This is a genomic window from Chelativorans composti (genome assembly GCF_039541695.1).
Classification (GTDB): Bacteria; Pseudomonadota; Alphaproteobacteria; order Rhizobiales; family Rhizobiaceae; genus Chelativorans; species Chelativorans composti.
Map to the genome: position 1 here is coordinate 47,783 of NZ_BAABGS010000009.1, position 14,176 is coordinate 61,958.

A 14,176-nucleotide genomic window follows, 5' to 3' on the forward strand; every position below is an offset into this window, starting at 1 on the left:
GGTCACCGAGACCCTCACTCGAGCGGCCTTCTCCGGTCGGGCGACAGATCGTCCCTTTCGCCGGTCGGGACTTGATACGCGAAGCGTCATTTGGTCATCATGAACGCGGACATTCGGGGAGGAGGAACGCCGACTGTCCGCCAGAAGCTTGAAGAGGGAGGTCGTCACGTGAAATCCGAACCGCCGTCAGAGCGCATTTCAGCCGTCGCCCGCAATCCGCGCTCCGTTTTCTAGTTTCCGTGGACCATGACGACATCCCCTGAATTTCACGCACCTGTCGAGGACATCCTTTTCAGCCTTGAGCATGTGGCCCGCGCGAGCCGGATTCCCGATTGGGACGCCGAGCTTGCCCGCGAAGTAATCAGCCACTTTGCCGCGTTCGCGGAGGAGCGAATTGCGCCGCTCAACGCCCCCGGCGATGTCGAAGGTTGCCGCCTGGAAGACGGGCGCGTACGCATGCCGACCGGCTTCGGCGACGTCTTTCGGGAGCTCGCCGAACAGGGCTGGCAGGGGCTGGCTGCACCGGAAGAGTTCGGGGGGCAGAACCTGAACGTCGCCATCAACGGCGCGATCTGCGAAATCTTCGCCGGCGCCAACCATTCGCTCCAGATGGTGGCCGGACTGGTGCCCGGCGCCATCAGCACGCTCCTGCGCTTCGGTTCGGAAGATCAGCAGCGGCGGTTCATCCCGCCGCTCATCGAAGGCCGGTGGCTGGCAACCATGGCGCTGACAGAGGCCGGGGCAGGCTCCGACCTCTCGGTCATCCGTACCCGCGCCACCCGCGAGGGCGATCGCTGGCGCATCGAAGGCGAGAAGATCTTCATCTCCGGCGGCGACCAGGACATGAGCGAGGGAATCCTTCACCTGGTGCTCGCGCGCACCGGAAGCATGGAGGATGGCTCGCGCGGGCTGAGCCTGTTCGCCTGCCCGTCCCATCTGGCCGATGGATCCCGCAACCGCATTTCGGTGTTGAGGATCGAGGAGAAGCTCGGTCTCCATGCTTCGCCGACCTGTCAGCTCGCCTTCGATGGCGCTGAAGGCGAGCTCTTGGGCGAGGAGGGCATGGGCCTCAGGGCCATGTTCGCTCTGATGAACCACGCCCGTCTTGACGTGGCTCTGCAGGGCGTTGCCCATGCCGCCCGCGGGGCGGATCTCGCACAACGTTATGCGGCAGAGCGGCGGCAGGGGCGTGGCGCCTCCGGTCAGCCTGTCACCATTGACCGGCACGCTGATGTCGTGCGCATGATCGAGGAAGCCGACGCCTGGGCTGTCGGCGGCCGGGCGCTGGTGCATCTTGCCATGGTGGAGGGGAGCCAGCCCGGAGGCGAAACGTTCCTTTCCTTCATGACGCCCGTGTGCAAGTGGCTCTGCACGGAAGGCGGCATCCGCGCGGCGGATCTCGCCATCCAGGTGATGGGCGGTTACGGCTACCTCCGTGAATATGGCGCCGAACAGAACTGGCGCGATGTTCGCATCTGCGCGATTTACGAGGGGACGAACGGCATTCACGCGCTCACCAACGCCACGCGCTCGCTGAAGAGCGAAGGTGGCGCCGGCGCTGCGGCCTTTGCCGCATTCCTGCGGGCAAGCGGGCCTGAACTGGATGACGTGGCGCGAACGTGGGAGGAAGAGGCAAGACGGGTCGCCGCAAGCCCCGCTCCTGCCGAGGAGGCGCACGGCTTCATGCGGTTGACGGCAATGGCGGCCTGGCGGGCAGCCTGGGCGCGGCTGGAGAAAGCGGCGCGCGAGCAGGGTCACGAGCGCTATCTGAAGCTCGCAAGGCGGGCGGTTTCGATGTCCGGTGTAGGCTGGGAATAGGTTCGCTGCCGTCGGCGGCTCAGGCCACGCGCCGGGGCTCCTTGGCGAAGGGGCTCAGCCCCAGCCACTGCTGCATGGCGCTGGCGATCTTCGGGTCGCCATCCAGCGCGAGCCGGCCCGCGTCGATCTCCTTGCGCACGACGGTCAGTCCCATCCAGATGGCGGTCATGCAGTGAAGGGAGCTTGTTACCAGCAGGTCGATCTCGAAGCCGGGGTCGATCTTGCACAGATCCACCATCCCGTTCTCGATCAGCAGCCACCATCGCTGCTTCGATGGTGGTAGCTCGGGGTACTGAAACTGAATCGTGCACCGGCGAGGCGGCAGCGGCTGCGGATTGAGGTGCCGACGCATGTCCCACATGAGCAGGGAGGGGTCCAGATTCTTGAGCGAAAGCTGGGATTCTACCCACCGCTGCCCCCAGAAGCCGATACCCATGATCACCGGCCGCAAGTCTTCGCCCGCCTCGGTGAGATGATATTCGACGACGCCTTGCTCATTGCGCTTGGTGTAGACGACCCCTGCGCGCTCCAGTTCCTTCAGCCGTTTCGAGAGGAGCGCCGGCGACATGCGCGGAACGCCGCGCCGCAGGTCGTTGAACCGGGTCGTGCCGCAGAGAAGCTCGCGCACGACCAAAGTGGTCCACCGCGAGCATATGATCTCCGATGCCATGGAAACGGGGCAGAATTGGCCGTAGCTTCCCCGGTCCTCCATTGAGGCCTCCGTGAATGCGCAAGAATAACCCAAACGGGGTATTTGCGCCAGCGGGGTGATACAGATCCTGAACTGGAACGCCTTAGTACTTTGGCGGAAGGTGGTCTCGTCAAGAAACGTGGCAGGAGGAGACCACAAATGACGAGCGCACTGGCAGAAGTAAAACAAACAGAAAAGCCAGGATTCGATGCAACAGAAGCTGTCCGCCAGATCAGCGGAATTCTTTCCGAACGGGCAGCGCAATCTGACGAGAACGATATCTTCGTCGCGGAAAACTACCCACTTCTCAAGGAAGCCGGCCTGGTCGATGCCGGCGTGCCCGAAGAGCTGGGAGGAGGCGGCCTGGAAGTGGCGGAGCTCGCCGACATGCTTCGCCGCATGGCCCACGCGTGCAGTTCCACGGCACTTGCGTTGTCCATGCACACCCACCAGGTGGCGGTGCCGGCGTGGCGCTGGCGCTACCAGAACGTCACTGCGGTCGAGCCGCTTCTCAAACGCATAGCGTCGGAGAAGATCATCATCCTTTCAAGCGGCGGTTCGGACTGGATCCCCGGATCGGGCAGGGCGAAGAAGGTTGAGGGCGGATACCAGATCTCCGCCCGCAAGACCTTCACGTCCGGCGCCCTGGCTGGCGACATCCTGATGACGGGAGCCGGTCTAGGGCGGCTTCTACTTCCTCTATCTGCCGTGAGCCATCACCGCGCCGTGCAAATTTCAGAATGTCGGAGACGTGGGGACGAAATGTGCGGCCCGGTTTTTCTCCTTTGGCTTCCTTGTAGCGGTTCATAGCTTCGGTGAGATGCGAGACCATCATCAGCACAATGTCATAGTCCCACACGGAAGCCATACCGTCCGGCCCTGCTTTCACCTCTACATAGCCATCCGGGAGGTCATATCGGATAACCTCACCGGCCCGCTTCTCCCGCTTCGACAAGCGAAATACGGCCACGTCCATGACACTTCGGTTGTCCCGACTGCCCATGTCATAGAGACCCGGAACAAAGAAATCGGGCTGCTCATCGCCCTTCGGCGGCTTGCGAATCATGGAGGGGGAACCCGGCTTAATAGAACCGTTCGGCATCGCCGCTCGAGCGCGGTCGCGCTGATCTTGCTCACGGCGCAAACGCATTTCGGTTTGCTCGAAAGTTTCGCCGGGCAGGGCCGACGCCTCAACTCGTTTGACGTAGGCTTCCCGGCTCGCGCTAAGGCGATCGAGAGCACTGAGTAAGGCATGACCTACCGGTTTCGGGCCGTTTTGGTTATCTTCCATAACTTCCCCCATAATGGACTCTGTAAGAATATTTTTTGAATATCCTTTGCGGTGAATTTGACTATTAAAGCTCTTCTAGAGCCTTGTAGATCGCCATGCTAATAAAGGCGGCGCGGCCTATCCCTGCCTTTGCAGCGCGCTCATCCACCTGCCGGAGTAAATCCGGCGCGATAGTCAGGCTGATCTGACGCTTTTTCCCCTTGGGCAAGCCCTTCTCATACGTCACTGGTTTTGCTGCCGCTGCGTCGGGTGCAGCAGTTACGAAGGCATCTGCCGCCGCTTCTCTGGCAATTGCAGTTTTTGGCTTACGTTGAATGGCCATTTCATATTCTCCTAACATCCAACGGATATTCAAACAGGATTAAAAAGAGATGTAGCCAGCGCTTTGATTTCGGCAACAGCCTTGGGGTCACGCGGCGTCATCTCCGCCACGGACAGCCCGGCACCGCTGGCGTTGCTAAACGCCTTGCGACGGCGGATCGGCGTCGGCAGGTAAGTGAACTGCGGAACCTCTGCGACAGCGGCAACGGCGTCCGCGTTGTCGGTCGAGTTCTCGCCGGGGTCGGCTTGATTCATTACAGCGAAAGCCCGCAAGCCATCTCGAACGCTACGGGCCTCATCAACTAATGCCGCCATGTCATCCAGCGCCCAAACGTCATAGCTACGCGGCGCAAAGGGCACTACAAGAACATCGGCCAGGATGAGCGCAGCCCGTAGCGCGGTAGAGTCGCGGCCACCCACATCAATGATGATGTCGCCCCACTTGTCGCGTTGCTGTTGGACTTGTGCCCGCAGCGTGGGGCCGTCTGGGTACTGAGCGCAGGCAATGCCCGGTTGCTTGCCTGCCTCAGCGCGGGCGGCAATGGCCGCCGCAGCGGTGCCTTGCCTATCTCCGTCGACCAACCACACTTCCCGGCCTTCTAGGGCGCGGGTAATGGCAAGCTGTACCGCTAATGTGGTTTTGCCGACTCCCCCTTTTGTATTGCCTATCGCAATAATCACATTATCACCCCATCTGAATATTCAAACGATGGGGTAATTATGCTGAGTCGCTACGCCTCATGTCAATAGCAAAGCAATGCTATTTGAATATTCATTCACCGTGCTTTTCCTAGATTCTCGGTGCGGTATGGTGGTATCGGCAGGTCATCGGAGGGCGGGCCATACGTAATAAAAGCAGGGTCGTCCTGCCGCAGCTCACGCGGCTTGGCATTGCTGCTCTCATGAGCGCGTAGCGCACGGTAAAGGGTGGCTCGATGCACACCCAACAAATCGGCCGTTTCTGCCACGGTACGGCCCTCAGTCAGCAGTTCGCGGGCGTGTTCGACCTGGGCGGCGGAAAGGATAGGGCGACGGCCAAACTGCACGCCCCGCCGCTTGGCGGCAGATCGGCCCCGTCTTGTACGTTCGATGATAAGAGAACGTTCAAACTCGGCTATTCCGGCGAACACGGTCAGCACCATTCGGCCTGCCGCACTGGTCGTGTCAGCCCACGGCTCGGACAAGCTGCGCAGGCCCGCGCCTGCCTCGTGTAGCCGCTCGGTAATGTCCAGCAGGTCACGGGTGCTACGCGCTAAGCGGTCGAGGCTCACCACTGTCACAACATCGCCCGGCCTCAGATGATCTAGCATCCGGTCCAACTCTGGCCTGTCAGCATGAGTACCGGTGATCTTTTCGGCAAAAATGCGCGTACAGCCAGCAGCCGCTAATTGCTCGCGCTGATTGGTCAAGTCTTGGGCGTCAGTGCTAACGCGAGCATAGCCGATCTGCATAGTGTCCCCTGTCGCAAATATCACAATGATATGCCTCCATATCGCGACAAACAATTGCGACACTGATAATCGAAAAGAAGCAGCAAGAGGGAAGGAGTCGCAGAAACTAGGATTTCTGCGACAAGTCAGCACGTGAAATCGCTAATCAGGCCCGTTTTTCAGCCAGATAGTCGCGCCGGAGCTGCGGGTAGACGATATGGCGGTAACGCCATTGCAGCCAGCACAAGCCAACGGCCGCCGCCGCATTCATGATGGTTTCCAAGGGCCTTTCTGCGGTCAAAAGGTCAGGAGCCATCAGCAAGAATGCAAGGCACAGCAGCACCCCCATCACCGCAAATAACGCCGCGAGGCCCTTCTGAACCGCCCGGTTGATACGGGTGAATCTGGCCTTGAACTTATCGGACATTTCCGCCTCCTGTTTTCAGTGTCTGCTTTCGCTTGATTTCCCTTCCCGGTTCCCAAATGTCGCCCTTCGCGTGCCGCTCGACATACTCGCGGATAAGATCGCGCAGTACGCGACTGGGAATGACGTTGTTTTGCCGGGCGACCGCCTCAAATTGAGCTTTCAATTCCGGGGCAATGGCCGCTCTGATGATGTCGCCGCCAGAAGGCAAATAGACCGCGCCATAGTTCAGGCGCTTCTTGGACGCCCGCCAGATGTATTCGCGGATGAGGTCTCGCAAAACTTGGCTTACCACTCGGTCTTGACGCTCAACAGCCTGCCTAAACCGCATTTTTAGGTCGGGCGATATAACGGCTTTGATGATCTGCATGTCACCCGCCATAAAACGCCTCTTGTAGTGTCCCTGTAGTGTTGGAGGGCCAGCATTCATGCGGGTTTGCGGCCGTTTTGTAGTGGTCGAACACTACAATGGCCCATGATGCAAACCACAAAATCCCTTTACAAATCAATGTATTACGCCGCACCTGGGGGTGCGTATTGTCTATAGACGTGTTAAGGGCCAATGAATGGGAATAATTAGAGTTTTGCCATGCCCGAGACACACCGCACTTTAAGGGGGTCAAACCTTGGCCCCAATGCGCAAGGCGCATTGGGATGATGCGGCTATGAGGCAGATGTGATGCAGGTGCGATGCAGCGATCATGCATAGCTGCTCACCCTGCCTTGCGACCACGGAAATAACCGACAGCTGCGCGAGTGACACCAGCCGCACCGGACGCCATGCGGGCTGCACCACGAGCAGCACCAGCCGCCGCACGCGGTGCAGCCATTGCAGCACGACCAGCAGCACGAGCGCCGCGATGGCTGCAGTCTTCACTGCATGGTCGAGTTGATCGACTCCGATCGCGATCCGCTCGACGAAGTGGCGTCCGGCTTCGGTCAATCGGACGCCGCGTGCGTGACGCTCGAACAGGAGGATGCCAAGGTCTTCCTCCAGCGCCTTCACGCGCGCGCTAACGCTGGATTGCGCGACGCCGAGCGCATTGGCGGCATGGCGGAAGTTCAGATACTCGGCGACGGCAAGCGTCTGAATCAGCGACGCCATTGGAACGCAGCCGCGCATTAGTAGCGATGGCTCGTCAACTGCGGAAGTATTGCGCAATCGCCGCCGCATCGCGCTCAATCCTCCGGCTGCCCGAGCCTTCCGACATGGCGTAATGCCACTGCCGCGAGGATCGCAAGAACGGCCACGCTGACGGCACTAAGAGCGGATGCGCCGTTCAAGCCCGTCGTGAATGCGGCCCGCGCTTCCTCGATCAGTCCCGCCGGCAATTCCGCCTGCGCAGCCAGCGCCGCCCACAAGCTGTCGCTGACGGCCTCGCGGGTCGGCTGGCTCAGGCTTTCCGGGGTGCTGAGAGCAATCATGTGGCGATAGACGGCGGCGCTGACGCTGCCGAGCACGGCGATGCCGAGCGAGATGCCGAGGTCCTGCACGGTTTCGGTCATGGCCGAGGCCGAACCCGCCTTCTCTGGCGGTGCCGAGCCGACAACGAGGTCGGTGCCGAGTGCGGCGATTGTGCCGTTACCGAGATAGGCGAGCGCGAGTCCCGAGACCGCCAGCGCCACCCCAGATGGCGCATCGTTCCCGATGATCGCCAGAAGGACATAGCCGATAGCGGACAGAACGAGCGAGGCGGCGACGACATAACCGGGCCTGATATGGCGGGCGATCAGCGGCGCGGTGACGCCGCCAATGATCATCGCCAGCGCCGCAAGCCCCATCAAGAGGCCTGCGCCGAACGGCGAATAGCCGGCTACGAGCTGGAGATATTGCGCGACAAGCAGCATGGCCCCGCCCACGGCGACAAGTCCTACGAGCAGGACGATCAGGGCCGCCGAGAAGGCCCTGTTGGAGAATAACGTCATGTCGAGCAGTGGATCGGCGAGCCGCCGCTGCCGCCTGACGAAGAGAACGGCGAAGGCTATTCCGAGGACGATGGCGATGAGTGCATCCGCCACGATGCCGTATTTTGCGATCTGCTTGATGCCGTAGATGACCGGCAGCATCGCCGCGAGCGACAGCGCGACGCTCAAAAGGTCCAGCCGCTCACTGTTCGGGGCTCGATATTCGGGGAGAAGAAAGGGCGCAAGGATCAGCAGGAGCAAGACGACCGGCACCGCGATAAGGAATGCCGCCCCCCACCAGAACAGCTCCAGCAGGACGCCGCCGACGACAGGCCCCAGCGCATAGCCGACACCGAACATGGTGGCCCAAATGCCGAAGCCGAGGGCACGTTGCTGAGGGTCCTTGAAGATGTTGCTGATGAGGGCGAGCGTCGAAGGCATCAGCGTCGCTGCCGATACGCCGAGCATGGCGCGGGCCGCGATCAGCATGACGGCGCTGGCCGAGAAAGCGGCGAACACCGAAGCGATGGCGAAGGCGGTCGCGCCGATCATCAGCAGCTTGCGCCGGCCGATGCGGTCGCCCAGCGTGCCCATGGTGATGAGGAAGCCGGCGATCATGAAGCCATAGGCGTCCATGATCCATAGCGCCTGCGTGCTGGTGGGCTGCAAGTCCGCCGCCAGTGCCGGAAGTGTCAGGTGCAGAAGGGTCAGGTCGAGCCCGAGCAGGATGGTCGGCAGCGAGAGCAGCGCCAGCCCCAGCCATTCACGAAGGCCGGCCCTCGCCGGAGGCGACGATGCGTCGTTCGTCAGTATCCGGGCTTGGGGTGTGTCAGTCTCGTGCGGGGAACTCATCATCGCCTCCTTGTCGGAGGTGAATTATCGAGGCAGAATGATAACTGTTACAATGTTAGAAATTATCCTGTTACCAAGAGCAACACCTTGGCCGCCCGAACCCTCGCACGCACGCGAACCGATCTTTCCGATTTCCTGATCCGGCACAGGGCGAAGCTCACGCCGGCCGATGTTGGCTTGCCGACGACCGGCGGCCGACGCACGCCGGGCTTGCGCCGTGAGGAAGTGGCCCAACTCGCTGGGGTCGGCCTCACTTGGTATACGTGGTTCGAGCAGGGCCGCGACGTTCAGGTCTCGGAGAGCTTTCTGCTCAAGGTGGCGAAGGCGCTCCGGTTGGACGACGCGGAATGCAGCCGCCTTTTTCTGCTGGCGCACCGCCGTCCGCCTCCGCCGGAAGCCTATCAGTGGCCATCCGTGAGCCCCCTGATCCAACAGATGCTGGACGATCTCGCGGCTCGTCCCGCCTATGTGCTCAACCTGCGCTGGGATGTCATCGCGTGGAATGCAGCGGCCGACGATCTGTTCGCCTTCTCCGGTCGCGAGCAGGCGGATCGCAATGTCATGCGGATGGTCTTCGCCGATCCTGATATGCGCTATCGCCTGCCGGCATGGCAGGACGATGCGCTCAGACTTCTCGCGCAGTTCCGCGCGGACCTTGCCACGGCACCTGACGATCCCACGATGCTCGCGCTGATTGACGAATTGAAGAAGCTGTCGCCCGTTTTTCGACGCGGGTTCGAGGAACCTGACATGGACAGCTACGCCAGAGGCATCGGAGCGGTCCTGAGCCCGGACGGTTCCCGCCGGGATTTTGCCCACGAGACGCTGATCGTGGACGAGCATCGCCATCTGCGCATGATCGTCTATTTCGAATCGCCGCTGGATGGGCCGGTCAAAACTTCTGCACAAGACGGATGAGGACGGCGCGAGTATGCTGCGCGCATTTGGTCTTGTCGATTTAGACGAGGCAAAGTGGGACACTCTGTTTACGGAGCTGCTTTCGAAGATCGGAAACGCAATTCCGAACAAAATTCTCAACACGACGCCGAGAAATTCTATGAAGTTTATCGACCCAATCCCCTTTGCTTTCCCAACTGCCACGACACCGAACCGCCCTACACGACGCCCATAACCTCGCGCTCGCGCAGGGTGGCGAGAAGATTGCGCCGGTAGAAGATACGGCCGTCCCTGCTGCGGGTAGCGTTGGCCTGTTCGATATGGTGCTCGCGCCGTTGGTCCATGGCTTCGCGCACCTGCTAGCCGAAGCCGGTCGGCGCAAGGTCGGCGGTTTTGCCATGGATCAATCGCCGGTCCAGCCTGGAACGTCTGAATCAAGGATGCGAGGGGAATGCGCGACCCGAGTGAGGTCGGCACTCCCCTTTGACGGTCGATCATTGGCGCTGAACGTTGCTGCCGTCGCATCCGCTAAACCTGCTCGGCACTTATTCGTCGGGCGTGCAGACGCGCAGGCGATGCCCATCTGGATCAAGAGCAACGAATGTGCGTCCAAAGACCGCTACACTCGGCTCTTGCTCGATTGGCACGCCAGCGGCTCGCCAAGTTTCGTAAAGCCGATCTACCGCTGCGTCGTCGTCCACCATGAACGCCAGTTCAAAGCGATGGCCCGTTCCAGACGACACAAAGTTCGCCGCCTTCGTGGACCATAGGCCAAGGTTCATGCCATTGGAAAACTCGAAGGCTACATAGGTCGGGAATGATGCTGCCGGTGCTTTACCCAACAACTTTTCATAGAACTCGCTGCTGCGAGCAGGGTCTTCGACATAGAGAAGAATGAGGTTCGGAAGTGTCATAGAAAGTCGTCCTGTTGCGATGTTGCTGGGCGAATTTACGCGACACCGCTGCCAAAAACTGGCAGTATAAATCATGACCCGATCCGAACGATTGCTGTCCCTCTTGCAAGCCCTTCGGCGGCACAAGCGCCCGGTGAGTGGGGCACGGCTGGCCGAGGAACTCGGCATTAGTATTCGCACCCTCTATCGGGATATTGCGTCGCTACAGGCGCAGGGTGCGAGCATCGAGGGTGAGCCGGGCGTCGGCTACATCCTGCGGCCGGGTTTCATGCTGCCGCCGCTAATGTTCTCTCAAACGGAACTGGAAGCTCTGATGCTCGGCTTTCGGTGGGTGTCCAAGTTTGCGGATGGGCCGATGACGAAAGCCGCTTCGGATGCGCTCGCAAAAATTGCGGCGGTGCTGCCGGAGAGCTTGAAGGATGAGCTGGAAGGCAATGCTCTGCTAGTTGGACCAAGGACGTTCAAAGATGCCGAGACGGTTGATCTCAAAATCGCGCGGACGGCGATCCGCAACGAGCAGAAGCTACGCTTGGCCTATGTCGATGCTTCAGGAAACCATTCGGACAGAACCATATGGCCCTTCGCCTTGGGCTATTTTCAGAAGGTTCGGATACTTGTTGGATGGTGCGAGGAACGAAAGGATTTCCGGCACTTCCGAACAGATCGAATAACCGCCCTCACGAACCTTGAAGAACGCTACCCGAAACGTCGTGCGACCATGCTACGGGAATGGCGCGAGACGCAGACTGACGTGCGCTACGTGCCAGATTCCTGAGAAGCTGCCAACAGCTTTACAGACTCAGGCCCCTCTGCCGCCCCAACTGCCACGACACCGATCCGCCCTGCACGACGCCCATGACCTCGCGGCCGAGCTGTCGGTTATTTCCGTGGTCGCAAGGCAGGGTGAGCAGCTATGCATGATCGCTGCATCGCACCTGCATCACATCTGCCTCATAGCCGCATCATCCCAATGCGCCTTGCGCATTGGGGCCAAGGTTTGACCCCCTTAAAGTGCGGTGTGTCTCGGGCATGGCAAAACTCTAATTATTCCCATTCATTGGCCCTTAACACGTCTATACACAATACGCACCTTCCGGTGGCCGTAAACCATTGAAAAATAACAATATTTCTCGGACTGCGAAAAACCCCTGTAGTGTTCGACCACTACAAAACGGCCGCAAACCCGCATGAATGCTGGCCTTCCAGCACTACAAAAGCACTACAAGGCTAAAAAACCGGCCACCGGCTACAGGTGTGATGCAGCAGTCAGGCAACCATGATGCATCGATTGTGCAAACGTGATGCACTCCGCGCCCTTCGGGCTTGGGCAAGGGGCGCTGCCCCTCTGCACGCCCCGCCCTCGCCGCCGGGAGGCTCGGGGGCAGGACGTCGCTGCGCTATGCCTGCCCCTCGCTGGGAGGCTGGCCGCTCCAGTCGCGTCAAGGCCAAGCCGCTATGCGGTCGCTACGCGAGCCTTGACCCGCCTTCCGCAGCTCATGAAGCCCATACACTGATGGCTTCTCCTAGGCGTTTCTAGAGCCTCTGAGGCGCTTTCGAAGCCGAGGCCACCCAAACCATGCCTAACCGCTCTTTTCGCGTTCTGAGTGCTCCTGGGATGTTTTTGGCTGTGAGGGTGGAAGCCGGGTCAAGGCCGGGCGTAGCCCGCCCGAAGGGCTTGGCCTTGACGCGGCTGGAACCCGGTTACGCTGAGGGCATGGGGGGCAGGTCGAAGGCCGAAGGCCGCCCGTCCTGCTCCCCTGCCACGTGGCGAACGCGGGGAGTCCAGAGGGGCAGCGCCCCTTTGGGCAAGGCCGCGTCATGCGGCCGCGCAGGGATTGAAATAGTCGTGAGCGAAGCGAACACACTTTAGCGGCGCAGCCGCTGGGGGATGCCGGGGCGAGCGAAGCGAGCGAGCCGGCGGGGGCAAAGCCCCCAAGAGGCGGTGCTTTGCACTTCTCATGGAACTGGAATTACCCACAGGCTGAGAGGGTTTTAAGAGTTTTATAGAGTTTTAAAAGAGTTTTAGGGCCGAGAAATGCCGATTTCTCTTTAGATATCAGATAGTTACAAGAGGGGTGGGTGGCTAATAGACGGTGGCAGGGTGGCTAATAGACGGTGATGGGTGGCTAATAGACGGTGATGGGTGGCTAATAGACGGTCTATCCACAGGCCAGACCCGATTTCGAAGTCAATAGCTGTCAATAGCTGCTGAATTGCTCGCCGACACCTGCCGGAAAGCCCCGGCCCACCGTCTATTAGCCACCCTGTCCGCTCTCCAACGGCGCGGCACCGTTCCTGTAAGTCATGATAAGCAAGGGACCACTCTGACCGCGTTCCTCTCGCAGGTCGTACTCTGGCAGGTCATTTGAGGCGATGATCTTGCGCAAGTGACGGGAGAAATCTTTGAATTGCCCCGTGCTGCCGCTGCGCTCATAAATTGTGCGGAAAGACCACTTTGCTTCGCCCTTGCCAGCCGCACGCCGAGCCAGTCGATAGACAAACCGGCCTATGCCCGGTTCGATCAAAAAATAATCGGGATGGACGGTTAGCACGTCCGGCTGTTTGCCCTCTACGATCTCCTGATAGATCCACTTGGGCGCCTCGATCTCTACCGAGCTGACACGGTTAGTGTCTGTGCGAGACAAAACCCTGTAGCTGCTAATCAGCCCTTCGGCTTCAACCATCCGCTGCTTACGACCGCCCGGCCCCATTTTTTCACGTACTGTCTTGATCGTTGTGCCCTTGCGCAATTGTCGAAGACGACGAGAACGGCCCTACGGTCATCCACTTCGGCGCGCCGATGAAGGCTGCTGGCGTGCGGGTGGAGGATACCTGGTATGCCATGGGCATGCGAGGTACGGGCTCCCATGACGTGATCATGGATGGTCTGTTCATCGCTGACGGCGCGGTGGTCTTCTCGCGCAAGGGTGGTGAATGGCATCCAGTGTTCCAGATCATCTCGACCATCGCCTTCCCGCTCATCTACGCCGTCTATCTGGGCATCGCCGAGCGGGCGCGCGACCTGGCCATCGAGATGGCGCAGGGCAAGAGTTCCAGCCCGGTTGCGTTAGACCCGGCCGGTCGGATGGAGACCGCGTTGCGGGCGGCGCAGCTTGCGCATCGCTGGATGGTCGAGACGGCGGAGCTGAATAACCCTTCGGCGGCAACGGTAAACGAGGTGATGATCGGCCGTTCGCTGGTGGCAAAGAATGCGATCCGCACGGTCGAACTCGCCCTGGAGTTGGTAGGCGGGGCCGGCTTCTACCGCCGGAACGTCATCGAGCGCCTGTTCAGGGACGTGCAGGGCGCACGCTTCCATCCGCTGCAGGCAGGACCGCAGGCCCGCTATGCGGGTGCCATGGCCTTTGGGCAGGACGTTTCGAGGATATTCTGATCATCGGCAATGGAGCATCGACAAAAAAATGGTCCTGGCCACGGGGCACAGGACCAAGTCAGGGGTGACTTTGCAAGAACCCGGCACGACGGTGTCGGGTTCTCCTTGTCTGGAAAGTCTGGTTGTTCGTTCGGTCAATGCCCGCAAGGCCGATACGGAAGAGGTAAACTCGTTAAAGTCTTCCTCGCGGCGTGCTTCCGTATCGTCGCGGGTGACCATGCAAGGCACATGCCAGGCGT

15 protein-coding genes and 3 pseudogenes are annotated in these 14,176 nt (G+C 60.5%); 5 read left to right on the plus strand and 13 right to left on the minus strand.

Going from position 1 to position 14,176, the window contains the following annotated elements; genetic code table 11:
* Positions 1 to 246: 246 nt before the first annotated feature.
* Positions 247 to 1,818 (plus strand): acyl-CoA dehydrogenase family protein, encoded by a 1,572-nt coding sequence (locus ABD906_RS01255; RefSeq protein ID WP_345097771.1) that lies wholly within the window; start codon positions 247 to 249, stop codon positions 1,816 to 1,818.
* A gap of 19 nt (positions 1,819 to 1,837) precedes the next feature.
* Here the strand turns inward: ABD906_RS01255 and ABD906_RS01260 are convergent, their stop codons facing one another.
* The gene (locus tag ABD906_RS01260; RefSeq protein ID WP_345097772.1) at positions 1,838 to 2,530 is read right to left on the minus strand and encodes a winged helix-turn-helix transcriptional regulator; all 693 of its coding nucleotides are present in this window, start codon (positions 2,528 to 2,530) and stop codon (positions 1,838 to 1,840) included.
* 138 nt (positions 2,531 to 2,668) lie between these two features.
* Here ABD906_RS01260 and ABD906_RS16075 point away from each other — a divergent pair, with 138 nt between their 5' ends.
* A complete protein-coding gene (locus ABD906_RS16075) occupies positions 2,669 to 3,319 on the plus strand; it encodes an acyl-CoA dehydrogenase family protein (protein ID WP_425549979.1) in 651 nt (216 codons plus the stop codon).
* Here the strand turns inward: ABD906_RS16075 and ABD906_RS01270 are convergent.
* The 8 genes and pseudogenes from ABD906_RS01270 to ABD906_RS01305 form a co-directional block, all read right to left on the minus strand.
* Positions 3,234 to 3,812, minus strand: a pseudogene (locus tag ABD906_RS01270) (replication initiator protein A); the annotation flags it as partial. The gene ABD906_RS16075 and the pseudogene ABD906_RS01270 sit on opposite strands and share 86 nt — an antisense overlap.
* 52 nt (positions 3,813 to 3,864) lie before the next feature.
* The gene (locus tag ABD906_RS01275) at positions 3,865 to 4,122 is read right to left on the minus strand and encodes a hypothetical protein (RefSeq protein ID WP_345097773.1); all 258 of its coding nucleotides are present in this window, start codon (positions 4,120 to 4,122) and stop codon (positions 3,865 to 3,867) included.
* Between the two features lie 29 nt (positions 4,123 to 4,151).
* Positions 4,152 to 4,802: an AAA family ATPase gene (locus ABD906_RS01280; protein ID WP_345097774.1), complete on the minus strand. Its 651-nt coding sequence runs from the start codon at positions 4,800 to 4,802 to the stop codon at positions 4,152 to 4,154.
* A gap of 95 nt (positions 4,803 to 4,897) precedes the next feature.
* Complete coding sequence (locus ABD906_RS01285; RefSeq protein WP_345097775.1) at positions 4,898 to 5,572, minus strand: recombinase family protein; 675 nt, start codon at positions 5,570 to 5,572, stop codon at positions 4,898 to 4,900.
* Positions 5,573 to 5,717: 145 nt separating this feature from the next.
* Positions 5,718 to 5,978: a hypothetical protein gene (locus ABD906_RS01290; RefSeq protein WP_345097776.1), complete on the minus strand. Its 261-nt coding sequence runs from the start codon at positions 5,976 to 5,978 to the stop codon at positions 5,718 to 5,720.
* The gene (locus ABD906_RS01295; RefSeq protein WP_345097777.1) at positions 5,968 to 6,345 is read right to left on the minus strand and encodes a hypothetical protein; all 378 of its coding nucleotides are present in this window, start codon (positions 6,343 to 6,345) and stop codon (positions 5,968 to 5,970) included. The genes ABD906_RS01290 and ABD906_RS01295 overlap by 11 nt, the downstream gene beginning before the upstream one ends.
* Positions 6,346 to 6,828: 483 nt before the next feature.
* Positions 6,829 to 7,080, minus strand: a pseudogene (locus ABD906_RS01300) (LysR family transcriptional regulator); the annotation flags it as partial.
* A gap of 74 nt (positions 7,081 to 7,154) precedes the next feature.
* Positions 7,155 to 8,732, minus strand: a complete 1,578-nt coding sequence (locus ABD906_RS01305) for an MFS transporter (RefSeq protein ID WP_345097778.1) — start codon at positions 8,730 to 8,732, stop codon at positions 7,155 to 7,157.
* An 87-nt stretch (positions 8,733 to 8,819) separates the two neighbouring features.
* On the opposite strand from ABD906_RS01305, the gene ABD906_RS01310 reads away from it, so the two are divergent.
* Positions 8,820 to 9,650: a helix-turn-helix transcriptional regulator gene (locus ABD906_RS01310; RefSeq protein WP_345097779.1), complete on the plus strand. Its 831-nt coding sequence runs from the start codon at positions 8,820 to 8,822 to the stop codon at positions 9,648 to 9,650.
* A 212-nt stretch (positions 9,651 to 9,862) separates the two neighbouring features.
* Here ABD906_RS01310 and ABD906_RS01315 read toward each other — a convergent pair.
* A pseudogene (locus tag ABD906_RS01315) lies at positions 9,863 to 10,048 on the minus strand (DUF3363 domain-containing protein); the annotation flags it as partial.
* Between the two features lie 126 nt (positions 10,049 to 10,174).
* A complete protein-coding gene (locus ABD906_RS01320; RefSeq protein ID WP_345097781.1) occupies positions 10,175 to 10,543 on the minus strand; it encodes a VOC family protein in 369 nt (122 codons plus the stop codon).
* Positions 10,544 to 10,616: 73 nt separating this feature from the next.
* Here ABD906_RS01320 and ABD906_RS01325 point away from each other — a divergent pair, with 73 nt between their 5' ends.
* On the plus strand, positions 10,617 to 11,318 hold the full coding sequence (locus tag ABD906_RS01325; protein WP_345097782.1) for a helix-turn-helix transcriptional regulator: 702 nt from the start codon (positions 10,617 to 10,619) through the stop codon (positions 11,316 to 11,318).
* 16 nt (positions 11,319 to 11,334) lie between these two features.
* Here ABD906_RS01325 and ABD906_RS01330 read toward each other — a convergent pair whose 3' ends face one another.
* A complete protein-coding gene (locus ABD906_RS01330) occupies positions 11,335 to 11,454 on the minus strand; it encodes a DUF3363 domain-containing protein (RefSeq protein WP_345097872.1) in 120 nt (39 codons plus the stop codon).
* 1,344 nt (positions 11,455 to 12,798) lie between these two features.
* Positions 12,799 to 13,227 carry a replication initiator protein A gene (locus ABD906_RS01335; protein ID WP_378187887.1) on the minus strand — a complete coding sequence of 143 codons (429 nt, stop codon included), beginning with the start codon at positions 13,225 to 13,227 and terminating at the stop codon, positions 12,799 to 12,801.
* Positions 13,228 to 13,343: 116 nt separating this feature from the next.
* On the opposite strand from ABD906_RS01335, the gene ABD906_RS01340 reads away from it, so the two are divergent.
* On the plus strand, positions 13,344 to 13,937 hold the full coding sequence (locus ABD906_RS01340) for an acyl-CoA dehydrogenase family protein (protein WP_345097783.1): 594 nt from the start codon (positions 13,344 to 13,346) through the stop codon (positions 13,935 to 13,937).
* Positions 13,938 to 14,176 lie beyond the last annotated feature (239 nt).